Annotated in this window: 25 protein-coding genes; 5 read left to right on the forward strand and 20 right to left on the reverse strand. The window is 70.2% G+C overall.

Annotation, left to right across the window (positions count from 1 at the left end; all coding sequences use genetic code 11):
- Nucleotides 1-60 precede the first annotated feature (60 nt).
- The 9 genes from ACFY2X_RS34020 to ACFY2X_RS34060 all read right to left on the reverse strand — a co-directional run bounded on the left by ACFY2X_RS34020 (nucleotide 61) and on the right by ACFY2X_RS34060 (nucleotide 5536).
- Complete coding sequence (locus ACFY2X_RS34020; protein WP_389946735.1) at nucleotides 61-1335, reverse strand: cytochrome P450; 1275 nt, start codon at nucleotides 1333-1335, stop codon at nucleotides 61-63.
- Between the two features lie 58 nt (nucleotides 1336-1393).
- A complete protein-coding gene (locus ACFY2X_RS34025; RefSeq protein ID WP_389946886.1) occupies nucleotides 1394-1753 on the reverse strand; it encodes an oxidoreductase C-terminal domain-containing protein in 360 nt (119 codons plus the stop codon).
- Entirely contained in the window at nucleotides 1669-1929 is a 261-nt protein-coding gene (locus tag ACFY2X_RS34030) for a hypothetical protein (protein ID WP_389946893.1), read from the reverse strand. The genes ACFY2X_RS34025 and ACFY2X_RS34030 overlap by 85 nt, the downstream gene beginning before the upstream one ends.
- Nucleotides 1926-2195, reverse strand: a complete 270-nt coding sequence (locus tag ACFY2X_RS34035; RefSeq protein WP_389946737.1) for an FAD-dependent oxidoreductase — start codon at nucleotides 2193-2195, stop codon at nucleotides 1926-1928. The genes ACFY2X_RS34030 and ACFY2X_RS34035 overlap by 4 nt, the downstream gene beginning before the upstream one ends.
- Nucleotides 2192-2788 (reverse strand): FAD-dependent oxidoreductase, encoded by a 597-nt coding sequence (locus ACFY2X_RS34040; protein ID WP_389946888.1) that lies wholly within the window; start codon nucleotides 2786-2788, stop codon nucleotides 2192-2194. The genes ACFY2X_RS34035 and ACFY2X_RS34040 overlap by 4 nt, the downstream gene beginning before the upstream one ends.
- 2 nt (nucleotides 2789-2790) lie before the next feature.
- The gene (locus tag ACFY2X_RS34045) at nucleotides 2791-3009 is read right to left on the reverse strand and encodes a ferredoxin (RefSeq protein WP_389946739.1); all 219 of its coding nucleotides are present in this window, start codon (nucleotides 3007-3009) and stop codon (nucleotides 2791-2793) included.
- Nucleotides 3010-3068: 59 nt separating this feature from the next.
- Nucleotides 3069-3968, reverse strand: a complete 900-nt coding sequence (locus tag ACFY2X_RS34050; protein WP_389946741.1) for a diacylglycerol/lipid kinase family protein — start codon at nucleotides 3966-3968, stop codon at nucleotides 3069-3071.
- Entirely contained in the window at nucleotides 3965-4660 is a 696-nt protein-coding gene (locus tag ACFY2X_RS34055) for a phosphatase PAP2 family protein (RefSeq protein WP_389946743.1), read from the reverse strand. Before ACFY2X_RS34055 ends, ACFY2X_RS34050 begins: the two co-directional genes overlap by 4 nt.
- A gap of 225 nt (nucleotides 4661-4885) precedes the next feature.
- Nucleotides 4886-5536: a TetR/AcrR family transcriptional regulator gene (locus ACFY2X_RS34060; protein WP_389946745.1), complete on the reverse strand. Its 651-nt coding sequence runs from the start codon at nucleotides 5534-5536 to the stop codon at nucleotides 4886-4888.
- A 149-nt stretch (nucleotides 5537-5685) separates the two neighbouring features.
- Between ACFY2X_RS34060 and ACFY2X_RS34065 the strand changes: the two genes are divergently transcribed.
- The 4 genes from ACFY2X_RS34065 to ACFY2X_RS34080 all read left to right on the forward strand — a co-directional run bounded on the left by ACFY2X_RS34065 (nucleotide 5686) and on the right by ACFY2X_RS34080 (nucleotide 12028).
- Nucleotides 5686-8907, forward strand: coding sequence for a bifunctional cytochrome P450/NADPH--P450 reductase (locus ACFY2X_RS34065; RefSeq protein ID WP_389946747.1), 3222 nt, complete (start codon nucleotides 5686-5688; stop codon nucleotides 8905-8907).
- 68 nt (nucleotides 8908-8975) lie between these two features.
- Nucleotides 8976-10025, forward strand: a complete 1050-nt coding sequence (locus tag ACFY2X_RS34070; RefSeq protein ID WP_389946749.1) for a zinc-binding dehydrogenase — start codon at nucleotides 8976-8978, stop codon at nucleotides 10023-10025.
- Nucleotides 10026-10070: 45 nt separating this feature from the next.
- Nucleotides 10071-10922, forward strand: coding sequence for a sensor histidine kinase (locus ACFY2X_RS34075; RefSeq protein ID WP_389946751.1), 852 nt, complete (start codon nucleotides 10071-10073; stop codon nucleotides 10920-10922).
- A 74-nt stretch (nucleotides 10923-10996) separates the two neighbouring features.
- Complete coding sequence (locus tag ACFY2X_RS34080) at nucleotides 10997-12028, forward strand: tyrosine-type recombinase/integrase (RefSeq protein WP_389946753.1); 1032 nt, start codon at nucleotides 10997-10999, stop codon at nucleotides 12026-12028.
- Between the two features lie 88 nt (nucleotides 12029-12116).
- Here ACFY2X_RS34080 and ACFY2X_RS34085 read toward each other — a convergent pair whose 3' ends face one another.
- The 8 genes from ACFY2X_RS34085 to ACFY2X_RS34120 all read right to left on the reverse strand — a co-directional run bounded on the left by ACFY2X_RS34085 (nucleotide 12117) and on the right by ACFY2X_RS34120 (nucleotide 19866).
- Nucleotides 12117-12965 carry a Tn3 family transposase gene (locus ACFY2X_RS34085; RefSeq protein ID WP_389946755.1) on the reverse strand — a complete coding sequence of 283 codons (849 nt, stop codon included), beginning with the start codon at nucleotides 12963-12965 and terminating at the stop codon, nucleotides 12117-12119.
- Nucleotides 12966-13211: 246 nt separating this feature from the next.
- Complete coding sequence (locus ACFY2X_RS34090; protein ID WP_389946757.1) at nucleotides 13212-13991, reverse strand: ABC transporter permease; 780 nt, start codon at nucleotides 13989-13991, stop codon at nucleotides 13212-13214.
- A complete protein-coding gene (locus ACFY2X_RS34095; RefSeq protein WP_389946759.1) occupies nucleotides 13984-14904 on the reverse strand; it encodes an ABC transporter ATP-binding protein in 921 nt (306 codons plus the stop codon). The genes ACFY2X_RS34090 and ACFY2X_RS34095 overlap by 8 nt, the downstream gene beginning before the upstream one ends.
- Nucleotides 14904-15266: a hypothetical protein gene (locus tag ACFY2X_RS34100; RefSeq protein WP_389946761.1), complete on the reverse strand. Its 363-nt coding sequence runs from the start codon at nucleotides 15264-15266 to the stop codon at nucleotides 14904-14906. Before ACFY2X_RS34100 ends, ACFY2X_RS34095 begins: the two co-directional genes overlap by 1 nt.
- A gap of 3 nt (nucleotides 15267-15269) precedes the next feature.
- Nucleotides 15270-15926, reverse strand: coding sequence for a DUF998 domain-containing protein (locus ACFY2X_RS34105; RefSeq protein WP_389946763.1), 657 nt, complete (start codon nucleotides 15924-15926; stop codon nucleotides 15270-15272).
- Nucleotides 15927-16075: 149 nt separating this feature from the next.
- Complete coding sequence (locus tag ACFY2X_RS34110) at nucleotides 16076-17221, reverse strand: FAD-dependent monooxygenase (protein ID WP_389946765.1); 1146 nt, start codon at nucleotides 17219-17221, stop codon at nucleotides 16076-16078.
- A 15-nt stretch (nucleotides 17222-17236) separates the two neighbouring features.
- On the reverse strand, nucleotides 17237-18241 hold the full coding sequence (locus tag ACFY2X_RS34115; protein WP_389946767.1) for an NAD-dependent epimerase/dehydratase family protein: 1005 nt from the start codon (nucleotides 18239-18241) through the stop codon (nucleotides 17237-17239).
- Complete coding sequence (locus ACFY2X_RS34120; RefSeq protein WP_389946769.1) at nucleotides 18238-19866, reverse strand: CocE/NonD family hydrolase; 1629 nt, start codon at nucleotides 19864-19866, stop codon at nucleotides 18238-18240. The genes ACFY2X_RS34115 and ACFY2X_RS34120 overlap by 4 nt, the downstream gene beginning before the upstream one ends.
- Before the next feature lie 170 nt (nucleotides 19867-20036).
- Here ACFY2X_RS34120 and ACFY2X_RS34125 point away from each other — a divergent pair, with 170 nt between their 5' ends.
- Nucleotides 20037-20495: a GbsR/MarR family transcriptional regulator gene (locus ACFY2X_RS34125; protein WP_389946771.1), complete on the forward strand. Its 459-nt coding sequence runs from the start codon at nucleotides 20037-20039 to the stop codon at nucleotides 20493-20495.
- A 296-nt stretch (nucleotides 20496-20791) separates the two neighbouring features.
- Here the strand turns inward: ACFY2X_RS34125 and ACFY2X_RS34130 are convergent, their stop codons facing one another.
- The 3 genes from ACFY2X_RS34130 to ACFY2X_RS34140 all read right to left on the reverse strand — a co-directional run bounded on the left by ACFY2X_RS34130 (nucleotide 20792) and on the right by ACFY2X_RS34140 (nucleotide 23547).
- Nucleotides 20792-21667 carry an alpha/beta fold hydrolase gene (locus ACFY2X_RS34130; protein WP_389946773.1) on the reverse strand — a complete coding sequence of 292 codons (876 nt, stop codon included), beginning with the start codon at nucleotides 21665-21667 and terminating at the stop codon, nucleotides 20792-20794.
- A gap of 136 nt (nucleotides 21668-21803) precedes the next feature.
- Entirely contained in the window at nucleotides 21804-23045 is a 1242-nt protein-coding gene (locus ACFY2X_RS34135; RefSeq protein WP_389946890.1) for an ArsB/NhaD family transporter, read from the reverse strand.
- Complete coding sequence (locus tag ACFY2X_RS34140; protein ID WP_389946775.1) at nucleotides 22942-23547, reverse strand: CBS domain-containing protein; 606 nt, start codon at nucleotides 23545-23547, stop codon at nucleotides 22942-22944. The genes ACFY2X_RS34135 and ACFY2X_RS34140 overlap by 104 nt, the downstream gene beginning before the upstream one ends.
- Between the last annotated feature and the right edge of the window lie 16 nt (nucleotides 23548-23563).

A 23563-nucleotide genomic window follows, 5' to 3' on the forward strand; every position in this document is an offset into this window, starting at 1 on the left:
GTGGAAGACGCCTTCCGCGAGTTGAAGACCCGCGCAGCGATCCTTGTGCCGCAAGCCGGGTCAGTTACGGATCCCGTCGATGTCGACCAGGACGTGGCGCGGGCCGCGGAAGATCTGGTTGTGGCGGTACGGCGGCGGGTCGGCGACGAGCCGCGGGTTCTCCACGCGGCGGACGAACTCCCCGACCGCCGCCTGTACCTCCAGCCGGGCGAGCGGAGCGCCGAAGCAGAAGTGGATGCCCTGGCTGAAGCCGAGGTGCTGGTTGTCAGGGCGTTCGAGATCGAGCTGGTCGGGGTTGGTGAACCATTGCGGATCGCGGTTCGCCGAGCCGTACACCAGGAAGATCGGCGCACCCTTCGGGATGGTGGTGCCGGCGATCTCGATGTCCTCGACGGCCGAGCGGGTGTGCCAGAACTGGACCGACGACTCGAAGCGCAGCAGCTCCTCGACCCCGGGCACGATCAGGTCGGGGCGGCGGCGTAGCCTGTCGAGCGCCTCGGGGTGCCTCAGCAGGGTGAGCACGCTGTGGGCGATCAGGTTGACCGTGGTTTCGTGCCCGGCGAAGAGCAGGAGCGCGGCATTGCTGGCGAGCACGCCCTCGGACATGCGCCCGTCCGGGCCGTCGTCGTGAACCATCGCCGAGAGCATGCCCGGACCGGGCTGCTCGGCGTACTGGTTGAGCAGCCCGGTCAGGAACTGCGCGAACTCCCGTACGCTCCGGCGGCCGCCCTCCAGCCGGCGCCGCATCTCCTCGGAGGCCGCCTCCGGGCCGAAGTCCAGAGCGTCCAGGGCCGTCTCGATCCAGGCGTGGAAGCGCCGTTCGTCTTCCAGCGGCACGCCCAGGACCTTGCAGATCAGGGCCACCGGCAGGGGGTAGGCGAACTCGTCCACGACGTCGATCCGGGTCCTGTCGCGCATTCTGTCCAGGAGGTCGGCGACTATGTGCCGGATATCGGGCTCCAGGTCGGAGATCAGGTGAGGAGAGTGGGGCGGGCCGAAGAAGTGCCGCGTCATCATGCGGCGATCTCGATCGTGTTCGGGCGGGTCGGAGGTGATGATGTTCGGCTCCAGATTGATGACGGCCTCGGTGATCGGCTCGGCCCCCGGCTCCGCCGCGCCCCCGGCCAGGGTGTGGGCGGGCGCGGGGAGCTTCCTGACATCCGAGCTGACCCGGGGGTCGTGGAGAAGCGCGACGATCTCTCGGTAGGTGCTGACGACGTAGGTGCCGTCCGGCTGCCGCGCCACCGGGGTCTTGCGGAGCTCGGCGTAGAAGGGATACGGATTGGCACGGTTGGCGTGGTGGAGCGCCTGCTGCCAGGGTGTTTCCTCGCCCATGCTGTTCCTCTCCTTCCTGCTGCACCGGCCGGGTCGCCCGCGCTCCCCGAAGGGCGCGTCAGTGGCCTCGAGGCCGGAACTCGGCGCTCCGTCCGCTCGGGTCGTGGCCGGTCAGGACGACGTCGGGTATCGCCGTCGGGACACCCGGCGCGGGGAACTCCGCCGGGACCGGCTTCATGACGTCCGGCCGATCCCAGCCTGGCGGCGGGGGCGGAAACGGAGCCGACTGCTCGATCAGCCGTGCGTAGTACTCCAGCCATTTGCCGTGATTGAAGCTGACGGCGGCGACGACGCGGCCGCGGCGACCGTAGGCGGCGGCGAAGCAGCGCTCCTTCACCGATCCCTGGGTGAAGACGATCTCGTCGCCGAACGGCGGAACGCCGACGGACTTGATGTTGACGCCGAACTGACCGGACAGAAGCCGGGCAGCGGCAGATGCGGGCGGTAGTGGGGTTCGAGGTTCACCATGTTGTGGGCCGCCACCTCGGCACCGAAGACGGCGTTGTCCCAATGCTCCATCGCGAGGAACTGGTACTCGTACAGCACGTGGGGCGCGCGCGCCACGTCCCCCGCCACGTAGACGGTGTCGGTCACCACGCCGTTGATGTCGAAGGCGCGACCACCGGCGTCGCAGCCGACACCCCAGAAGCCGCTGCCAGACCGGAGCCCTCCAGCCATTCCACGTTACGGATCGACCCCAGCGCGGCCAGCACCACTTCGGCCTCGACAATGGCCCCGTCGGAGAGCCGAGCACGCCGCACGTGTCCGCGCGCGTCGCCCTCCAGCGACGACACGCCGACCCCGCAACGCAGGTCCACGCCATGGTCACGCTGCATCTCCGCGGCGATCTCGCCGATCACCCCGCCCAGCGCACCCACCAGGGGGCCGAGCCCCGCTCGGCGACGGTCACCGGGATGTCGAGTTCCCGGCAGACGGAGGCCACCTCCGAGCCGATGAACCCGCCGCCGATAACCAGCACCCGCGACGGCCGCGCGGCCAGCGCCTGTCGCAGCCGGGCGGCGTCGTCGCGCGAGCGCAGCGCGAACACGCCCTCCAGGGCGGCCTCGGCCGGGTTCGGCCACTGCCGCGCGCGGGTCCCCGTGGCGATCAGCAACCGGTGGTACGGGACCTGTTCGCCGTCGGCCAGGCGCACCTGTCTGCTGGCCCGGTCCAACCCGGTGGCGGCCACGCCGAGCCGCCACTGCGCATCCAGTTCCCGAAAGCGGGGCAGCAGGGTGTGGTCAGCCGGCACCCAACCCCTGAGCACCTGCTTGGACAGCGGAGGACGGTCGTAGGGCTTGTACGGCTCGTCCCCGATGATGGTCAAAGACCCACTGAAGCCCTCCTCGCGCAAGGCTTCGGCGGCCCGCAGCCCCGCCAGGGAAGCGCCGACGATGACAATCCGGCCGTTGGCCTTGAAGTCGCGCACCAACTCGGCGAGCGTCGCCGACATGGTCACGACGGCGCACCCCGCTCCGCATCGTCCAAGCGGTCGATCATGATCGCTCGCACCGGGCAGGCCGCGGCGGCTCGCTGGACCTGCAGGCGCCGCGCGTCGTCGGGGTTGGGCTCGTAGGTAAGCGCCTCGGGTCCGGTCAACTTGAAGGTCTCGTGGGCCAGATACACACACTGCGCGTATCCCTGGCACCGGTTCAGGTCCACGACGATACGCATGAGCCGACCCCTTCCGTCCGCGCTTGCCCGACCATCGAAGCGGTCACTCCGCTGCGCGGTCAGCCGCCCGATGGCGTCGGCGCCGAGGTGTGCCCCCGGGCCGACCCGCCCACAAGACGATTTTCCGCCCCGGCTTTCATTGCAACAATCACTACCAGGGAAAAGATGCTGGGGACTATGAGATGGACCTGGGCAGCCGCCCAGGCGACGATGCCGGTCTCGGCCGAGTGCCCGGTGGCGTGCCGACGCAGGTCGCGGCGAAGGCGTACGAACAGGTCCGGCGGTGGCGGCCCCGCCGGACGTTTGAACACGATCGCGCCGAGCAGCCCCGAGGCGAGCGTGAACCGGCGTCCGAGGTAGCGCGGCGTGCCGAGATGGTAGGCGTTGTTCGACACCAGCACCACCTGCGGGTGCTCGATCCTCTCTCCGGGAGCCTCCACGCTCGCGTCGACCCACTGCTGTCCCGCAAGGTATCGAGGAGCGATCGCGGCCAGGGTGCGTGCCTTCGCCTCCCGATACTCGGGCTCCAGCAGGGCCTCGGCGTAGATGCCGAACGAGACGTTGTTGACGAAGACGTGCGAGTTGACCATGCCCAGGTCGACCCGGACCGGTTCACCGTCGCCCAGGGCTTCCAACGCCCGGGCCGGATCGCCGAGGTCGAGGCCGAGATCGCGGGCGAAGTGGTTGCGGGTCCCCGCCGGAATCACCACCAAGGGAAGGCCGGCGTCCGTGGCCACGGCCGCGACGGCCGATACCGTCCCGTCTCCGCCGGCCACTCCGAGTACCGCGGCCCCGTTCTCGATGGCCTGCCGGGCCAGCCATGCCGCGCCCTGACCGGGACCGGTCATCCGGACCGTCGCACCGTACCGTCCGGCCCGCTCGACGAGCCGGAACCGGCCCACCTTGCCGCCGCCCGAACCGGGATTCATCACCACGACGACCCCGGCATCGGTCGTCACGGCGCCCGCCTCCTCGGGCAGGAATCAGCCGGCACGCGCGCGGCCACTCGCCGCACGGTCCAGCCGCACAGCGCGCCGATCAAGGCCCCGGCCACGACGTCGGACGGATAGTGCACCCCTGTGTGCACCCGCGCACAGCCGACCGCTCCCGCCGCGGCATGCAGCGGGATCCAGGTCCACGGCACTGTCTCGCCCATCGCCGACGCGAACGCGAACGCCGAGGCCGTATGCCCCGAGGGGAACGACGCCGACACCGGCCGCCGGACCCGGCGCGACCCCAGCACTGCGCGGTGGCCCGACCTGGTGGGCCGCCGTCTGCCGGCCAGCGGCTTGAGACCCGCGTTCGTGACCGCCGAGGCCAACCCGATGGCCAGCACACCGAGGCCCGCCGCCTGCTGGCCGCGACGGCCGCCCGCCAGTGCGACCAGGGCGGCGGTCAGCAGCCACAACCGGGAGTGGTCGACCGATCGGGACATGCCGACGAAGAACCGGTCGAGGCTCGGCGTCCGGGTGTCGGCCATGGCGTCGAACACCGCCTGATCCAGCGCATGCACCTGCGCCTGCACCTCGGCCATCCACCGGAGCCGGTCGCCGTCACAACCGCTGCTCTTCTCGGCGCGCGTCGCGTCCGGGCGGCGCGCCTGCTCGGCAGGTCCGCGGTCCGGATACAGGAGCGCGATGAGATCCTGCATGAAGTCTCGCTCGGGTCGCTACTGTCGTTCGGCAACTGCGCCTCCGCGACCGGCGCGTCGGGACCGCGTCCTCAGGCGGTTCGCCGGCCGCCGAGCACGTCCAGTACATCGTGGCCGTCAAAAGGTGTGAAAGGGTCGAAAGTCGCGTATGCGCTGACCTACGTCACCTCCCGAGGGATCCAGCCGGCGTGACGCAACGGCGGCACGCGGCGCGGACAGGCTCCGCTAGACGATGGCGTGGGGGAGAAGCCGGTCGAGGCCGGCCAGGGGACGCCGGGAGATCTCGTGTGCCTCGTCGGCGGGGATGCCGAAGGTGCGCAAGAGGTCTTCGGTGATCTGGTCGGCGGCCTGGGCATCGTCGCGTTCGGGGTGGGTGTGCAGGAGTTGGCCGAGGCATAGGGCGCTTCCTGCGGCGATGGTGAAGGCGAGTTCGGGGTCGTTGACGCTGAAGCGGCCGGATCGGATGCCGGCGTGGATGTCGCGTCGCACGCGAGGGGCGATGCCGTGTTCGGAGGTGGCGATGGTCAGGCCGGTGTTGAGCAGGACCTTGCTGAGCTGGGGTTGGCGGCGGTGCAGGCGTCCGGTGAGCCTGAAGCTGTAGGCGAAGACCTCGGCGGGGTCGGTCATGTCGCGGGTCAGTTCGTCCAGGGCTGCGCCGTGCCGGTCGAGGGCGTCTTCCACGGCGGCTCGGAAGAGTTCGTCCTTGCTGGAGAAGTGGTTGTAGAAGGAGCCCATGCCGACGTCGGCGGCTTGGGTGAGGTCGAGAATCGCCGTGTTGGTCCTGCCGTCGGCGATGAAGGTCTGGGCGGCGTGGATGAGCGCGGCGCGGGTGCGCGCCTTGCGCCGGTCCAGGCGGGTTGGTGCGGCGTCGGCCATGTGTCTGTCTCCTGTGGGGTGTGGTGCGCGTTCCACTGTAGTGGGATCCGTCAGCAGTGACGGAATCCTCACTATTGCTTGGGGTGGTCATTGCATAAGTGACGGTAGCGTCCATAACTGACGAAATCGTCAGAATGAGGAGAAAGTCCTTGACCACCACCCAGCCCGCACCCGAGCTCCGTCCCATCCGATCCCCACGCGGGATTCCGGTCCTCGGCCACACGCTCCAGGTCCCCGGCACCAACCCTGTCGCGTACTTCGGCGAGCTGTCCCGGCAGTTCCCCGAGGGCATCTTCAGCCTGGACATCGCCGGCCAGGAGAACGTCTTCGTCTACGACCCTGATCTGGTGACGGAGGTCTGCGACGAGACCCGCTTCGGCAAGCCGATCCTCCCGCCGCTAAGCCACGTCCGGGACTACGCCGGCGCGGGCCTGTTCACCGCCCACGACGACGAACAGGCCTGGGGCATGGCGCACCGGGTCCTCATGCCGGCCTTCAGCCAGCGGGCCATGAAGAGCTACTTCGGGCAGATGCTGGAGATCGCCCAGAACCTCGTGGGCAAGTGGGAGCGCAAACAGGGGCAGCTGGTCGGGGTGACCGACGACTACACCCGGCTGACACTGGACACCATCGCCCTGTCGGGGTTCGGGCACCGGTTCGACTCCTTCCACGACGAAGAACTGCACCCTTTCCTCACCGCGCTGCTGCAGGCGCTGGTGGAGTCGATGCGGCGCTCGCAGGAATTGCCGATGATGACCAAGCTCCGCAAGAGCGACGACAAGACGTACCGCGGGAACATCCAGTTGATGCGCGAGCTGGTCGAGACCGTGATCAAGGAACGCCGTCAGGGGAAGAACAGCACCGAGGACGACCTGCTCGGCCTGATGCTGGAGGCCGTCGACCCGGAGACCGGCAGGCTCCTGGACGACCACAACGTCCGGGACCAGGTGCTGACGTTCCTGATCGCCGGTCATGAGACCACCAGCGGTCTGCTGTCGTTCGCCACGTACTCGCTGCTGCGCAACCCGCAGGTGCTGGCCCAGGCCTACGCCGAGGTGGACCGGATGCTGCCGGGCGACACGGTCCCCGACTACGACACGATCATGAAGCTGGATGTCATCCCGCGCGTCCTGGAGGAGACCCTGCGCCTGTGGGCTCCCATCCCGCAGATCATGAAGGCACCGCTGCAGGACACGGTCATCGGCGGCCACTACCACCTGAAACAGGGCACGAAGACGAACCTGCTGATGTTCCCGCTGCACACCCATCCCAAGGCATGGGAACGACCGCTGGAGTTCGACATCGACCGGTGGCTGCCGGAGAACCGAGCCCAGCACCACCCGCACGCCTACAAGCCGTTCGGCAACGGCCGGCGTGCCTGCATCGGCCGGCAGTTCGCGCTCACCGAGGCCCGCCTGGCCCTCGCGCTGGTGCTGCAGAAGTTCAAGTTCTCCGACATCACCGACTACAAGATGGACGTGCGGGAGGCGCTGACGCGCAAGCCCGGCGACTTCGGGGTTGTCGTCCGTCCCCGGCACGAACGCGAGCGAACCGTCTTCGGCGTCCCGGCCCCGCAGAGCGGGCAGGCACAGCAGGCGGCTGCGGTCAGCGGCGTCGGCGTGAACCTGACCGTCGCCTACGGCTCCAGTCTGGGCAGCTGCGAGGACCTGGCGCGCACGATCGCCGATCGCGGCGAGCGCTCCGGGTTCGGGACGACGTTGCTGAACCTGGACGACCTGGCCGAGAACCTGCCCGCCGACGGCCTGCTCGTGGTGGTGGCCGCGAGCTACAACGGCAAGGCGCCCGACAACGCCCAGCGTTTCGACGACCTGATCGCCGACGGGCTTCCCGAGGGCTCGCTGTCGGGTGTGCGCTTCGCGTTGCTGGGTGCCGGCAACACCCAGTGGGTGGCGACCTACCAGGCGTTCCCCAAGCGGATCGAGGCCGCTCTGCTGGCAGCCGGCGCGACTGCGGTGGTCGAGCGCGGCGCGGCGGACGCCGCCGGTGACTTCGACGGCATGGCCACCCGCTGGACGGAGGCCCTGTGGGCCACCCTGGCCGAGGAGTACGCCGCGAACACCTCCGGCGACGGCGCGCCACGCTATGAGGTGCGACCGCTGACCGAGGCGGACGTGCGTCCCGCGATCGTCTCCGAGCAGGCATACCCGCTGACCGTGGTCGCCAACGAGGAACTCGTCAGCGACGCGACCGGGCTGTGGGACTTCAGCATCGAGCCGCCGCGCCCCTCGGCGAGGTCCGTCGTCATCGAGCTGCCCGAGGGCGTCACCTACACCACCGGCAACCACCTTGCCGTCTTCGCCAAGAACGACCCAGCGCTGGTCGAGCGCGCGCTGGCGCGGCTCGGCGTCGAGCGTGACCAGGTGTTCCAGCTCGACCAGCCCGGCGGCGGCAGGACGCACCTGCCGGTGGGCACGCCCGTCACCGCGGGCCTACTGCTCACCGAGTTCCTGGAACTGCAGGACGTGGCCACCTGCACCCAGATGCGCGCCCTGGCTGAGCACACCCGGTGTCCCTGGACCAAGCCGCAGCTGGAGGCCTACACGGCCGACACCGAAGAGGCTGACCAGCGGTACCAGAAGGAGATCCTCGGCAAGCGGGTCTCGGTGCTCGACCTCCTGGAGCGCTTCCCCGCCGTCGAAGTGCCGCTGGCGGTGTTCCTGGAGATGATGGGGCCCATCCGCCCCCGCTTCTACTCCATCTCCTCCTCTCCGCTGGCCAACCCGCGCCAGGTCCGGCTGACCGTCGGCCTCGTCGAGGGCCCCGCGCTGTCGGGCAACGGCGCGTACCGCGGTCTGTGCTCGCAGTACCTGGGGCGACTCAAGCCGGGAGACGTCTTCTACGGTTACGTGCGCGTGCCCTCTCCTGCCTTCGCGCCGCCCGCCGACCCCGTCGCACCGCTCATCCTCATCGGGCCCGGCACCGGCATCGCACCGCTGCGCGGATTCCTGGAGGAGCGCGCCTGGCAGATGGCGAACGGCACGAAGATGGGGCTGTCGCAGGTCTTCGTCGGCTGCCGCCACCCGGAGCACGACTGGTTCTACCGGGAGGAGATGGAGGCCTGGGAGCAGGCGGGGATCGCGCAGGTGCACACCGCCTTCTCCGCGGTGGCCGACCATCCGGCCCGCTACGTGCAGGACGCCATGGTCGCGGCCTCCGCCACTGTGTGGCAGGCCCTGCAGGACGGGGCGTACGTCTACGTCTGCGGCGACGGCCGGCGCATGGCGCCCGCCGTACGAGAAGCACTCGCCGCCATCCACCGCAGCCGCACCGGCGGCGACGCCGAAACCGCCCGTCAGTGGCTCGACCAGCTCGAAGCGGCCGGCCGCTACCAGCAGGACGTCTTCGCCTGATCCCGTTGACGGTGGCCCGAGCCGGATTCCGACGCACACCACCGAGCGCACAAGAAAGTGAGATCGCCATGGACACCATGCTCGCCGGACGCTTCCACCTGGACAGCGGGAAGTTCCTCGTGGAGGAGGTGCCCGTCCCCGTGCCCGGCCCGGGCGAGGTCCTCATCGAGGTGAAGGCCGCAGGCGTGTGCCTGTCGGACCTCCGCCTGATCGACGGAACCCTCGTCCCCCTGTACCCCGACGCCTCCAACGCCGTCACCATCGGTCACGAGGTCTCCGGCGTGATCCACGCCCTGGGCCCCGGCCTCAAGCGAGGCCTGACCGCGGGCACCCGCGTCACCCTGGAGGCCGGACAGAGCTGCGAGCAGTGCGCCGACTGCGCGCGCCGCCGCCCCTGCACCCAGGTCCGCACCCGGGGCATCGACTACGACGGCGGCTGGGCCCAGTACGCCATCGCTCGCGAGGACACCGTCGTTCCCATCCCCGACGAACTGCCGTTCGACCAGGCCGCGATCATCCCTGACGCGGTCTCCACCTCCTATGCCACCGTCGTGGCCACCGCCGGGGTGCGCCCCGCGCAGGCCGTGGGCGTATGGGGTGTCGGCGGAGTGGGGGCGCACAGCCTCCAGATCGCCCGCCTGGTCGGCGCCGCCCCGATCATCGCCGTCGACCCATTGCCCGCTGCACGGGAACGCGCCTGGGCCTTCGGAGCCGACCTCGCCCTCGACCCGGCCGCCGGCGACTTCGCCGAGCAGGTACGTGTCGCCACCGCCGGGCGGGGCCTGGACTTCGCCTTCGACTGCGCCGGCGTGCCGGCGGTCCGCGAGCAGGCCGCCGCAGGGCTCGGCCGGCACGGCGCCCTGATCCTGGTGGGCATCACCCCCAAGCCGCTCACCATCAGCGAAGGCCTGACCTTCAACTACCTGGGCAAGCAGGTACGCGGCCACTACGGCGGCTTCCCCGAGTCCGTCCCCGAACTGGTGCGGCTGGCCGCAGGCGGCCGGCTCGACCTGGCTCCCTCCATCACCGACCACATCCCACTCGCCGACGCCGCCGAGGCGATCCGCCGGCTGGAACACAAAGTCGGCGACCCGATCCGCCTCATCCTCGTTCCCTGAAGACGAGAGACGACCGGCCCAGCGCCCAAGAGAAACGACAGCGACATGTCCCACCTCAATCCGACGACCACCCGCCACGACTCGCACCTGGACCTCACCGACCCGTGCGTCTTCCAGGGCGCGGCCGACAGCCCCGATACGGCCCCCGACATGCTGAGAAGAGAGTTGGAGCAGCAGCTTCAGAAGAGCCGGCACTTCGCCTCCGACGCCTCGCACGAGATGCGCACGGCCCTCGCGGGATTGCGGGCCGAGCTGGAGGAGGCCCGTCTGCATCCCGACCAGACAGATCTCCCCGAGCTGCTCACCAGGGCGCTGAAAGGCGTCGACCGGTTGGATGCGATCCTCGCCGACCTGCGCATTCTCGGCGAGATGGAGACAGGTTCGGCCGTGGAGCCGCAGCAGATCGACCTCGCGGAACTGGTCCGGGACGAGGTCTCCCGCCGGGGCGATCGCCTCAGGGTCCAGCTCTGGCTCCAGCCAGGCGTGACTGTCCGGGCAGTCCCGATCCGCATCGCCCGGCTGCTCACCAACCTGCTCGACAACGCCCAACGGCACGCCGAGCGGACGGTCGAGGTCCGGGTGAGCCGCGTGGGCGACAACGCCGAGATGACGGTGACCGACGACGGAGGCGGAATCGCCGAGGCCGAACGGGAACGGATCTTCCAACGCTTCACCCGCCTGGGCGCCGCACAGCGCCTCGACCACAAAGGCACGGGTCTCGGTCTGGCGATCGCCCGCGACATCGCCCAGGCCCACAGGGGAACCCTCCACGCCAGGCGGTCCGCGACCGGTGGCGCCTGCTTCGTGCTGCGGCTTCCCCTCAGCGCAACGGCCCACATCACGACCGCAGTAAATACCGGATTTACTGCGGCAGCCGCATGCGCCGTGTCATCCTGAGCTGGATCACCCACACTGGTGATCATGATCGAGGTGTACGCATTTACTGCGGCAGAGAGGGGGAGTGCGCACACGTGAGCCTGATCGCCGCCCACGTGATCCCGCTCGGACATGATCGGCCCGGCACCTACGCCGACGCGGTCGAGATCTATCTGCGCTCGGCCGGGATCGCCGTCTCCTCCCAGCGGATCTACCGGATCTCGCTGACCACCTGGGCGTGGCTCGCGCGCGGGGAGCAGCCGCCCCTGGGCAGGGCCCGCCGCGGCACCACCCCACCCGCCGTCCCCTTCAGTACCCTGGACGGGCCGGCCACCGCCGGCGTGCTCGCCGAGACCTTCGCGCAGCGGGCCCGGCTCGTCGACGCCGACACCGTCAACCGGGAGCTGTCGGTGCTGAAGGCCGCCATCGCCTGGTGGAGCACCCGGGGCTGGCTCGCCACCAACCCGATCGCCGGGATCGAACGCCGTCCCGCACCGCCGGACCGCACCCGGGCGCTGTCACGCGGGCAGATCGCCGCGCTGTTCGAGCTGAAGGCGCCCCTGCGCGAAAAGACGCTGTGGCGGATCCTGCATGACACGTGCGCCCGCGCCGAGGAGATCCTCAGGCTCAACATCGACGACCTCCTCCTAATGGACAAGCGCGCCCGCATCGTCTCCAAAGGCGGCGCCACCGACTGGGTGCACTGGCAGTTCGGCACCGCCCAGTTGCTGCCCCGACTGCTCAAGGGACGCTCCCGCGGCCCGGTCTTCCTCACTGGCCGACGGGCACCCGCCCACACCCCCGCCCTCGACGTCTGCCCGGTCACCGGCCGAGCCCGCCTGTCCTACCGGCGCGCCGCGGAACTGTTCGAGACACTCACCCGGCCGCTGGCCCACCCCGGCATCACCGACCCCGCCGAACTAGAACTGCGGGGCGGCTGGACGCTGCACCAGCTGCGGCACTCCGCGCTGACCCACGAGGCCGAAGACGGCACCAACACCCCCACCCTGCTGGCCCGCTCCCGGCACGCCTCGGTCCGCTCCCTCGAACGCTACGCCCGGCCCGGCGTCGACGCCGTCGCCGGCCACGTCGTCTCCCGCGACCCCCGAGCACGCCGCACCACCTGACACCACGCCCACCGTACGCCCGGGCAAGGGGCGTACGGACGGAGCCAGGCCAGGCCAGCCGGTGGCCCCACCAGACGAATCGACACCGTCAGGCAGCCAGGTCAACGGCGGTGAAGTCGATCTCCTTGAGATCAGGGTTGAACGCCGCCGGCTCCTCGGCGATCTCGTCCGTGGCGTAGGCGCCGAAGCGGCGGATGTGGGCGCGCAAGTAGGGTGACAGCGCTCCGAGCTCATCCGCGGTGATGGTCCACTCCTCGGCCACCAAGGTGCGCACCACGTCCATAAGGTCCAAGGCATTGTGGAAGATCACGAGGTTAGCCAGCAGAGTGTTAAGCTTGATCAACTTCTCCTGCTCTTCGGGGTCGTTGTCGGCGATCACGCCGTTGTTGCCGAACCCCAGCCACTGGGAGAACCCGTTGTAGGTCTCGACCTTGTTGGTCGCCGCGGTGACGCGGGCGCGCAGCGCCGGGTCCGCCAGATAGCGCAGCAGTGCCACCGTGCGTACGCTGCGGCCAACCTCGCGAAAGACCTTGTAGATCCGGTTCTTGCGGGAGTTGGAGCGTAGGCGCCTCATCAGGGTGGCCGAGCTCAGCCGGCCCTCGGTGATGGAGATGGCCACCTGCATCAAGTCGCGCCAGTGCCGCTCGATCAAGTCCCAGTCGATCACGTTGCGGCCTCGGTCGCCGAACAGCGCGTCGATGTGCGGGTAGCTCAACTGGGGGTCGGCCCGGAAGAAGATCAGGTCCTTGAAGTTGCGGATGCGGGGCATCAGGTCGAACCCGAACAAGGTCACCAGCGCGAAGACCGGGAACGACTGGCCTTGTGTATCGGCATGCACGGTCCTCGGCTGGATGTCGGAGTCGTTGGCCAGCAGGCCCTCGATGAGGTAGACCGCCTCCCATACCCCGCAGGGTATGAATCTGGAGAACAGCGCCACGTGGTGTCGGAGATGTAGTGGTAGGCGATGCCGCCTACCCCTCCGTACCGGATGCTGGTCTCGGGGGTCAGAGTGTGGCGGAACGAAAACGTACGTTAAGCCCGTTCCTGCAGGTCAACCGTGGCGGTTGACGCAGGCGGTGAAGTGGCTTTGGTGTACGCCTCTGCGGTGATGCGAGCGGAGGCCTCCTCACCGAGGCGGGCGGGGCGGCCGAGGCTGGTCAGGGCGGTCTGGGCCTCGGTTCGGTCAGTGGTCATGGTCGGAGGTGCGCCACCACACGAGGGTTGCTGCCACGCCCGCTGCGCCTGTGGTCAGGACGAGCAGGATGCTGATGGGTCCTGGCGGGTCGTGGTCGGGGCCGGCGATGCCTGCGTACAGGCCGGGTACCGAGTAGGGGAACCAGGCGCCGAAGCCGAGCGCGGCGATGATCTGGGCGGCGAAGGCCAGCACGAACAGCACGCCGACCGCGGCCAGGTAGCCGCGGCCGATGCTGGCGGCCAGCGACAGCGGTGTGGTGAGCGCGGCAGACAGCGCAGCGGCGACCAGGATCCGCGCCACTCCAGCTGCGGCCGCCTGCGCCGACCAGCCGGGTAGTGCCAGCAGCGCGCCAAGCAGCAGGCCGAGGACGGTCGTGCCCGTGGCGAGCAGCAGGGCCCAGCCGGCGGCGAGGGTGAACTTGGCGGCCACGATGGCGGTGCGGGAGGTGGGCAGGGCGAGCAGGTCTTTGGCGGTGTGGTCGCTGAACTCGCGGCCGAACAGCCAGATGGCGATCATGCTGTAGACCAGCAGGCCGCCGACGGCGACCGCTTGGGCCAGCAGGGCCAGGTAGCCGGGCCAGTCGGCGCTGGCGCCGGACAGCTGTGCCTTGTCGCCGAGCAGTCCCAGCGCGCGGGTGCGGGCGGGGTCGGCCAGGATGAATATGAACAGGCCGCAGACGAGGGTGACGAGGGCGAAGGCGAGCGCGGTGAGCCAGGGCAGGCGGCTGCGTCGCGCCTTGAGTAGTTCGCTCCACAGCGCTTCATGCATGGTCGGCTCCGACGATGCGCAGGAAGTAGGTTTCCAGGTCTTCTTCCACCAGGTGGAGTTCGGTGGGTGGCACGCCCGCTTCGACCAGGAGGGTGGCCACCTCCTCGGGCCGGGTCAGGGCGCGTTCGTCGGTCAGCAGCAGGCCGGGGTCGGAGTGGTAGCCGTGATCGCGCAGTACCCGGTCGGCTGCCGTGTCGTCGCGGGTGGAAACGTGCAGGTGGCGGCGCCGGTGTTGGTCCAGGCTGGTGGCGTCGTGTTCGGCCAGCAGCCGGCCCTGGTGCAGGATGGCGATGCGGCTGTTCAGGCGGGCGACTTCGGCCAGGAGGTGGCTGGAGATCAGCACGGTGGTGCCGTGCTCGCGGGCCAGGCCGGTCAGCAGGGTGCGGATCTCCACTACGCCGGCGGGGTCCAGGCCGTTGACGGGTTCGTCGAGGATGAGCAGGTCGGGGTTGTGGATGAGGGTTTTGGCCAAGGCCAGGCGTTGCAGGTTGCCCATGGACAGGATGCGGGCGCGTCGCCCGGCGTAGGGGGTCAGGGCCAGCCGTTCGATGACGTCCTCCACGTGCCGGCCGGGGTGTTTCAGCCGGCGCAGGCGGGCGTACAGATGGAGGTTTTCGCGCACGGTCAGCTCGGGGTAGGCGGCCGGGGCTTCGACCAGGTAGCCGGTGCGGGCCCAGACCGAGCGCTGTCCGGCCGAGACGGCCGTGCCGAGCACCCACGCCGATCCGGAGGTAGGGGCGATCATGCCGAGCAGCATGCGGATCAGCGTGGTCTTGCCGGCGCCGTTGAGTCCAAGCAGGGCGTAGATCTGGCCCGCTTGCACGCTCAGGCCGACGTCGTGGACGGCCAGGACGTCCTTGTAGCGCTTGGTCAGGCCGGCCACCTCGATGACCGGGGCCGCTGCGCCGCCCATTAGGCTCTCCTTCGCTGCTGGGTGATGAGCATGAACAACGCCCAGACGAGCAGCGCGCCCTGCAGGGGCGGAGGCTCGCGGTTCGGCGCGAGCGGCCGGGTGAAGCGGTGGAAGAACACCTGGGTCAGCGTGAGGCCGACCAGCAGGCCGGTGGTGAAGCTGAGATGTTCCAGCCCGACGGCGGCCAGCAGGGCGACCAGGATGATCATGAGCAGCACCAGGATGTTGTCGAACCAGCGCAGGAAGGCGCCGCCCTCGTGCACGGCGGCGATGTGCTTGATGCGGGTGGAGTACGGCACGGCGAACAGGGTGACGAACTTGATCAGAGTCCGCAGGATGTACAGGCCAAACAGGATCTCCATCGCTCAGGCCTGTCCGGGTGCAGGGTTTTGGCGGCGCAGGCGAACGCCGACAGCGATGATCCAGGCGAAGCCGACCAGCAGGGCGGCGTGTTCGAGCAGACCGGCGGGTGCGGGCTGGAGCACGTCCTGAACGTCCAGGCGGAAGGCGAGTCCGGCGGCGATGGCGAAGGTGATGACCAGCGCACCCGACCAGCGGGAGTAGGCGGCCCATCTCCTGCTGCCGGGGTGCGGGCTTCGTGCCAGTACGAACGGCGCGGCCGCCAGAGCGGCGAACAGCGCCAGGCCGGCCAGGGCGTGGAGCCGGCCCGTGGTGGTGACCACCTCGGGCCGGCCGGGCGGGTAGCCGAGGGCGGGATCGGTGGGCACGATCCCTGCCACGGCCAGCGCCAGGCCGGCGGCCATCAGGAGGATCGGCTTCCACAGAGCGCGATGGCCGGGAGGAAGAGCACGGCGCAGCCCGGCGGCGAAGGCGAGCAGCAGGAGCCCGCCGATCACGAAGTTGACCGTTTGCAGCCAGCCGCGCTCGCCGGTGCCGAGTTGACTGGCGCCGTGATGCCAGAGGCTGTAGCCGGGCCGGGTGGCGCCGTCGATCAGCATCAGGGCTGGAACAAGCAGGCCTGCGGCGATGCCGCAGCTGAGGAGGGTCGTGGTCGGGCGCATCGGAAGCAGCCTCCTAGCTCCGCGATCCCAAGATCGCGGGCCGACCAGGCTTCCCGGCTCACCGACACCCGCACCCCACCAGGGGCGCGATCTTCCAGTTGCCAGGAATGTAACACCTGGCCGCCCGCCCGGCCAGGTGCCCGGCAACCTCAGCCCTTGATGAAGCGACGGGTCATATACCGGCGGACCGGCGGCAGGGAGGCCAGCCGCAGCGGCAGCAGGCTCAGCCATAGCAGCAGCGGATTGGCGGGGGCGTAGACGCCTTTGACGCGGCGGCCGAGCTTCTGTTTGCGTTCGGCTTCGGGCCGAATGGCGGCCTCCCACGCGGTCAGCGCGGCGGGGATGTCGCCGGGGTGGGCGGCCAGTTCGGTGCCGAGGCGATCGGCGCCGCCGACGGCCAGCGCTGAGCCGTACCCGGCGAACAGGGTGACGCACCAGGCGGCATCGCCCAGCAGCACCGCCCGGCCGCTGCTCCAGCACGGTGCCACGACTTGGCTGATGGTGTCGAAGTAGACCGAATCGGCCCGCTGGAGCCCGGCGAGGGCTTCGGGGATGACCCAGCCGAGGTCGCCGTAGACGCGTTCCAGCTGGGTGGCGACGTCCTCGTCTGGGCGGGCGTGGTCGGCGCGGTAGCCGAAGAAGGCGACGTTGCGGCCGTCGCCGACGCTGATGACCGCCGCGGTACGGCCGCGCGATGACAGGGTGCCGGTCGCGCCGGGCGCGATGGCTGCGGGTCGCCGATCCAGCATGAAGACGGCGACCTTGTGCTCCAGGTCGAGCAGGAAGTCCTCCTCCGGGCCGAACAGCAGGGCGCGGGTGGCCGAGTGCAGGCCGTCGGCGCCGATGAGCAGGTCGGCCTCCTCGATGGTGCCGTCGCTCAGGGTGACGCGGACGGCGTGCTTGTCCTGGTCGATGGCGGTGAGGGTGGCGCCGAAGCGGATCTCGGTGTGGTTGCGGACCTTCTCGTACAGGACGGCCTCCAGGTCGCCGCGCAGGATGGTGATCGAGCGCGCACCGGTGGTGGCGGCGATGGTGGCGCGGTCGAGGGCGAAGCGGCGCGAGCCGTCGCTCTTGTGGTAGACGAGCTCCTGGGTGTCGAAGGCCTTGGCTCGCAGGTCGGGCAGGATGCCCATGCGTTCTGCGGCGTCGTAGCCGATGCCGCCGAAGGTGACCGCGTAGCCGCCGCCGCGGCGGGCGGACGCGCGTTCGACGATGAGGGTGTCCCAGCCGATCTGGTGCAGGCGCAGGGCGGTGGCCAGGCCGGCGATGCCGGCTCCGATGATGATGGCGCGCATAAAAGTTGGGTTTCCTTAGTGGGAGAGCTGGTCGAGCAGCCGCTGTTCCGCGGCGGTGTCGAGCCAGGTGTCGGGGGAGGGCGCATCGGCGCGGGGCGCCGGGTCGCCTTCGGCCTGGAGCCAGGCCCAGGTGTCGGCGAGGGTTTCGCGCAGCGGGCGCGTGGTGAGCCCTTCGGCCAGGGCGGCGCGGACGTCGGCGTCGTGCATGCCGCGCGGCGCGCTGCCGTCGGGCAGCCGTAGCCCGAGCTCCATGCCGAGCGGCAGGCCGTGCCGCAGCAGCAGCTCCGCCGGCGCCCACACCAGTTCGGTGGCGAAGCCGGTGACCTCCAGCGCCGTTTCGAGCAGTTCGCCGAGGGTGATCGCGCCGGGTGGGCCGGTCACGGTGAAGGCGCCGCTCAGGCCGCGTTCGGCCGACTGGAGCATCCAGGTGGCCAGGTCCCGGACGTCGAGGTACTGCAGGGGCGTCTGGGCCGGGGCGGGGGCCAGGACGCGCCCGCCCCTTTCCAGGCGGCGCAGCCACCACGGGATGCGGCCGACGTCCTCATACGGGCCGAGGATCATCCCTGCTCTGGCCAGCAGCGCCCGCTGGCCGAAGGATTCCAGAACGGCGAGCTCGCCGCCGCGCTTGGCGGCGGCGTAGTCGACGTCGTCGGTGCTGCCGGGGTCGCCGTCGACCAGGGGGGCGTGCTCGTCGGCGCCCGCGGGCCAGGGCCAGCGGTGCACGCCTCGGCTGGAGACATACCCGTAGTGCCCGGCCCGGCCGGCCAGCAGGCGGGCGCTGTCGCGCACCACCCGCGGCGCCCAGGCCCAGGTGTCGATGACCGCGTCCCACTCCTCATCGCCCAGTGCCCGCCGTACGGACTCAGAGTCGGTGCGGTCGGCGATCAGCGCCCGTATCCCGGGTGCGGGGGCGCGGCTGAGGCCGCGGTTGAGTGTGCTCACCTCATCACCGCGCTCCAGCGCGGTCTCGACGATGGCGCGGCCCACGTGGTGGGTGCCGCCGAGGACGAGTAGTTTCACGATGCTCCTGGAGCGAGGGGCAGCCAGAGGGCTGACGGGCGGCTGTGGTCGTGGAAGATCTCGTGTTCCGAGGGGCGCAGGCCGCGCCCGGTCGCGATTGGTTCGCCGGTGCCGGGGTTGCGGCCGAAGCGCGGGTGGGCGCCGCTGGAGACCTGCAGCCGGATGCGGTGGCCGCGCCGGAAGCGGTGGGCCATCGGCCACAGGGCGATGTCGGCCACCCGGATGTCGGCCACCCGGATGTCGCCGGGGTCTCGCAGCCGGACGATGCCGTCGCACACGTTGACCGATCGGCCGCGCGCGTCCACCTCGCACAACCGCGCGAAGTAGTCGACGTGCGGGTTGGCCGAGCGCGTGTGCAATCGCACGCGGACCGGGCCTACGGCCTCGACGTCTTCGGCCAGGGGCGCGGTGGTGAAGGTGAGCACGTCGGTTCTTGCCTCGATGCGGCGGTTGTCCTTCGCCCCCGCCGAGATGCCCACCTGCGTGCCGCCGACGGTAGGGGTCGGGTCCGCGGGGTCGTAGCGGTAGCGGCTGGGCGCCGCCCGGCCGTCGTGCGGGATACGGCTCAGCTCGCCGTCCGGGTGCAGGAACCAGGGGGTCGGCTCGTGCTCCGGCGGCCAGGCGGGTACTTCGATCCAACGGCCCGCGCCGGTGACGAACAGCCGCACGCCCGAGGGCACCTGCCGCCCGAACAGCGCGGCGTCCAGCATGGCGAGCGCGTCGGTCAGCCCTTCGCGGGTGTAGAGCCCGCGGCCGTGGCTCCATGGGCCGACCAGCAGCCGCACCCTGCGCCCGGCGGCGAGTAGGGCGGCGTAGTCGGCCAGCATGCCGGGCAGGAAGAAGTCGTGCCAGCCGCCCTGCAGGTGCACCAAGGATGGCATGCGGGCGGTGTTGGCGCGGTGGTCGGTGCTGGCCCAGTAGGGCTCGCCGGGACCATGGCGGACCCAGTCCCGAAACCAGGGCACGGGGTGCCCGGTCAGTGCCTGATCGGCTTCCTGCAGTGGGAGGGTGAGCGTGGCACGCGACAGCCTCCGTGCGGCGCCGATCATGCCGGTCAGCTGGCGGGTGATGCCGTAGCCGCCGGTGAACATCCGCTCCACCAGCTGCACCCAGCCGAGCGCGTTACCAGAGGCGAAGGCCCTGCCGGGGTACATGAAGCCGTCGGCGAAGGAAGACGGCGCGTCCTGAATCAGCGCGATCTTCCATTCGGGGATGTCCCGGGCGGCCAGCTCCCATTGGACGTAGCCGAGGTAGCTGGCGCCCCAGGTGGCCAGCTCGCCGCCGAACCACGGCTGGGTGCGCAGCCAGCTCAGCGTGCCGTCGGCGTCGGCCGGGTCGATGACGAAGCCGTCGAAGCGGCCACCGGACCCGGCCGTGCCGCGCAGGCTCTGATACAGCACTTGGTAGCCGCGCTCGGCCAGCAGCTTCGGCAGCTGGTCCAGGGCGTTGCCGCGGCCGTATGGGCTGCGCAGCAGTACCAGCGGCGGTCGGCGCTGACCGGCCGGGTAGTAGTGCGTGGCCAGCAGCCGCACACCATCGACGGCCGGGATCTCCACGTTCCGCCGGACGCGCACCCGGTGACGCAGGGTGGGGCGCACGCCGTACAAACGGCTGAGCAGGGTCATGGCTGGTCAACTCCTGTCGACGCTGATGAGAGGTCACATCGCCGACCAGGCTTCCCGGCACACCATCGAACCTCTCGTGAGAGGCCGATACGAGGAATATACCGACTTTTCAGAAATTTCTGAAGGGTCGGGGTGTTCGGTATCCTGTTTCTCCTCAAGGAGGCGAGCACGTGGACGATCGGTATGAGCAGTGGCAGGCGGCGGAACGGCTGGCCTTGACGCTGATCGAGGGCGGGCTGCAGCGCATGGCCGCGCGCACCCTGGCGGTCTTCTTGTTCACCGACCAGGAAAGCGTCACCGCCGGCGAGATCGCTGACCGGCTGGAGGCCAGCGCAGGCTCGGTCTCCGGCGCGATCAAATCCCTGGCGACGGTCGGGCTGATCGAACGCCTGCCCGCCCCCGGCAGCCGCCGCGAGCACTACCGTCTCCGCGACGACGCCTGGGCCACCCTGTTCACCAGCCAGAACACCGTCATCCAGGCCATGCTTCAGGCCGCGGCCGCCGGGATCGCCGCCACCGATGAGGGCGATCCCGCCCATCAGCGCCTGGCCCAGATGCACGCCTTCTACGAATTCCTGCTCGGCGAGCTCCCCGCCCTGCTGCACCGCTGGCACCAGCAGACCGGCTGACCCCAGCCCGCCGACCGCCGCATGGCCAGAACATCGTCCACGCCGTGTCGGGGGTGCCGCAGCCGAGAAGGGGCGTGGTCGGGCGCATCGCAAGCAAGCCGCCTAGCTCCGCGACCGCAGACCGCAGACCGACCAGGCTTCCCGGCTCACCCGCACCCCACCAGGGGCGCGATCTCCCAGTTGCCGGGAGTGTGACCCGGCGGGTCCGCCTGGCCGAGGTCGATGTGCTCAGCCCCTGCCGGGGCGGCACCTTCGCGTGACCGGACAGCCCGAGACCCGACAAGCGGTAGCCGCGCTCAGCCTGCGGCGAGGAATTCGCGGATCTTCGTGGCGATGCGGGGGTAGTCAGGGCCGAACCAGATCATGTGGCTGTCGGCCCGGCTGTCCACCAGTTCGGCGTTCGGCATGACCGATGCCAAGGACTCGGCATGGGCGAAGGGCACCGACCGGTCGTGACGGGTGGCGATGATCAGCGCGGGCTGGTCGACCTGTGTGGCGCAGTCGGGCACCGGGAGCATGTCGGCGACGAAGCCGTGGCCCGAGCGCATCATGGTGAACAACCCAGCCAGCGTGGTGCGTTCGGCGGTGGACAGGCCCGCCAGGACCTGGCGCGAGGGCAGGGCTGACAGGCTACGCAGCAGCAGGCGTAGCCCCAGCGACGGCGCGAGGCGGATCAGGGACCGCATGATCGCCCAGGTGCCGGCCTCCACCCGGGCGTTGAACACCGCCCGGCCGCCCAGCCGGGTCAGCCGGTCGGGCCAGGGCAGGAATCCGACCGCGCTTTGCAGGATGATGCGCTCGACCAGGTGCGGGTGGCGGGCGGCCATGGTCAGCGCGGTGCGGCCGCCGGCCGAGATGCCCACGACCGCGGCGAGGCGTTCGATGCCTAAGATCCGGCACAGCTGGGCGGTGGCGTCGGCGAAGCCGGCCGGCGTCGTGCCCGTGGTCAGCGGCGTACGCCCGTAACCGGGGCGTGAGGGTGCCAGCACCGTGAAACCGGCGTCGGCGAAGACCTCCTCGCCCAGCGCCAGCCCCGCCCGCATGTGACCGCCGTGGAACACCACGACCGTCCTGCGGCCTTCGCCCTCCAGCCGGTACTCCACCGGGCCGGCCGGCGGGCGCGCAACGGCGGTAGCGCGCTCGGAAAAGGCTGCGCGGGAAGTGGACACCATGGCACCTCCTTGCATAGAAAGCAGATCACGACCTGGTCCGCACTGGGCGGGTCTTCATGGACATCTCGGGGCGACCGGCGCAACTACGACGAATGCGGGCAGGGTGCGCTCGTCGGGGAACCCTGGCCTCTCATCGTCACAGGAGGTAGCGCAGCCACAGGTACGGGGTGACCAGCACCACGGTGACCACGGCGACGATCAGGCCGTATTTGGTGAAGGTCCAAAAACTGATCGGGGTGCCGTTGCGGGCGGCGATGCCGATGACGACCACGTTGGCCGCCGCGCCGACGGCGGTGGCGTTGCCGCCCAGGTCAGCGCCGAAGGCCAGCGCCCACCACAGCACCTGCCCCGCATCGTTGCCGCCACCTGCCTGCACCAGCTCGGCCACGATCGGACTCATGGTGGCGACGTAGGGGATGTTGTCCACGATCGCCGACAACCCAGCCGAGGCCCACAACAACACCATCGTGGCCAGCCCGAGCTGACCAGCGGTGGCATCGACCGCCAAGCGGGAGACCTGGCCGATCACGCCGGTCTCGACCAAGGCGCCGACCATGACGAACAACCCCATGAAGAACACCAGGGTGGGCCATTCCACCTCGGCGATCGCCTGCTCAGTGGTCACCTTGGTGGCCGCCACCAGCAGTCCGGCGCCCAGGATCGCCACCACCGACGGCTCGTAATGCAACACCGGATGCAGCACGAACGCCGCCATCACCAGGCCCAGCACGGCCAGGCTCTGCCACAGCAAGGTCCGGTCGGCGATCGCCTCCCGCTCCTCGAGCTGCATGATCTGCTCGGCGCGTTCGGGGTCGTAGACGAACGCCTCACGGAACAAGATCCGGCACAGCCCGACGAAGGCCACCATCAAGATGACGACCATCGGCGCCATGTGGATGAGGAAGTCGTTGAAGCTCAACCCGCCCCGGCTGGCGATGATGATGTTCGGCGGATCCCCGACCAGCGTGGCGGCGCCGCCGATGTTGGAGGCCATCGCCTCGGCGATCAGAAACGGCACCACCGGCAGCCGCAGCCGTTCGCACACCAGGAACGTGACCGGAGCGATCAGCAGCACCGTGGTCACGTTGTCCAGCAGCGCCGACGCCGACGCGGTGATGACCACCAGCAGCACCATCAGCCGGTACGGCTTGCCGCGGGCCCGTTTGGCGGCCCAGATGGCCAGGTATTCGAAGATGCCGGTCTGCTTGAGCACGCCGACGATCACCATCATGCCCAGCAGCAGGAAGATGACGTTCCAATCGACGCCGGTTTCTTCACTGAAGAACGCCGCTCCGGCGTCGCTGGCATGGATCAGCAGCATGATCCCGGCGCCGCCGAGCGCGGCGGCCACCCGATGGATGCGTTCGGTGGCGATCAGCGCGTAGGCGCCGAGAAAGACCGCCACCGACAGCCAAGCAAGCGCGGTCACCGGCCCAGCAGCCCGTCCATGAGCGCCTGCAGGGTGACCGCGCCGAGCAGACGCTGCCACCGCCAACCGCGCCGACCACCGCCACCAGCGGGCTGTGCGTGCGCGCCATCAGCGCGGCCAGCTCCAGCACGGTGGCCTCGGGGTCAGTGACCGGCAACTCGCGAGGCCGGGCGGGCAGTGCCTCGCGCACAGTCCAGCCGGTCATGGAGGTGAGCAGGGCATCGGCGTGCGCTTCGTCCACCACCCGCGCCAAGGCCGGATCGTCCTGGCAGTAGCCGGGTACCGCCAGCCGCAGCACCTGGGTCCCGGGCAGGATGCTGACCGGCAGCCCGCGCTCGTCGACGACGATCAGGCCGGGCAGGTCCTGGTCAGCCAGCAGCCGGGCGGCTTCGATCACCGCGGTGTCCAAGGTGACCGTGGGGAAGTCGGCGAGCAGGTCGCGAGCACGCATGGCGGGCGCCTTTCCG

Origin of the sequence: Streptosporangium sp. NPDC000396 (assembly GCF_042898655.1) — a bacterium.
GTDB lineage: Bacteria > Actinomycetota > Actinomycetes > Streptosporangiales > Streptosporangiaceae > Streptosporangium.

Bases quoted from the DNA above. Each gene is read 5' to 3' on its own strand.
- ACFY2X_RS34055 (WP_389946743.1), bottom strand. From the start codon at position 4,660: ATGCAGGATCTCATCGCGCTCCTGTATCCGGACCGCGGACCTGCCGAG.
- ACFY2X_RS34120 (WP_389946769.1), bottom strand. From the start codon at position 19,866: ATGACCCTGCTCAGCCGTTTGTACGGCGTGCGCCCCACCCTGCGTCAC.
- ACFY2X_RS34090 (WP_389946757.1), bottom strand. From the start codon at position 13,991: ATGCATGAAGCGCTGTGGAGCGAACTACTCAAGGCGCGACGCAGCCGC.
- ACFY2X_RS34130 (WP_389946773.1), bottom strand. From the start codon at position 21,667: ATGGTGTCCACTTCCCGCGCAGCCTTTTCCGAGCGCGCTACCGCCGTT.
- ACFY2X_RS34045 (WP_389946739.1), bottom strand. From the start codon at position 3,009: ATGCGTATCGTCGTGGACCTGAACCGGTGCCAGGGATACGCGCAGTGT.
- ACFY2X_RS34020 (WP_389946735.1), bottom strand. From the start codon at position 1,335: ATGGGCGAGGAAACACCCTGGCAGCAGGCGCTCCACCACGCCAACCGT.
- ACFY2X_RS34060 (WP_389946745.1), bottom strand. From the start codon at position 5,536: ATGGCCGACGCCGCACCAACCCGCCTGGACCGGCGCAAGGCGCGCACC.
- ACFY2X_RS34100 (WP_389946761.1), bottom strand. From the start codon at position 15,266: ATGGAGATCCTGTTTGGCCTGTACATCCTGCGGACTCTGATCAAGTTC.
- ACFY2X_RS34110 (WP_389946765.1), bottom strand. From the start codon at position 17,221: ATGCGCGCCATCATCATCGGAGCCGGCATCGCCGGCCTGGCCACCGCC.
- ACFY2X_RS34040 (WP_389946888.1), bottom strand. From the start codon at position 2,788: ATGTCGGCGACGCTCGCCGAGTTGGTGCGCGACTTCAAGGCCAACGGC.
- ACFY2X_RS34095 (WP_389946759.1), bottom strand. From the start codon at position 14,904: ATGGGCGGCGCAGCGGCCCCGGTCATCGAGGTGGCCGGCCTGACCAAG.
- ACFY2X_RS34140 (WP_389946775.1), bottom strand. From the start codon at position 23,547: ATGCGTGCTCGCGACCTGCTCGCCGACTTCCCCACGGTCACCTTGGAC.
- ACFY2X_RS34070 (WP_389946749.1), top strand. From the start codon at position 8,976: ATGGACACCATGCTCGCCGGACGCTTCCACCTGGACAGCGGGAAGTTC.
- ACFY2X_RS34105 (WP_389946763.1), bottom strand. From the start codon at position 15,926: ATGCGCCCGACCACGACCCTCCTCAGCTGCGGCATCGCCGCAGGCCTG.
- ACFY2X_RS34075 (WP_389946751.1), top strand. From the start codon at position 10,071: ATGTCCCACCTCAATCCGACGACCACCCGCCACGACTCGCACCTGGAC.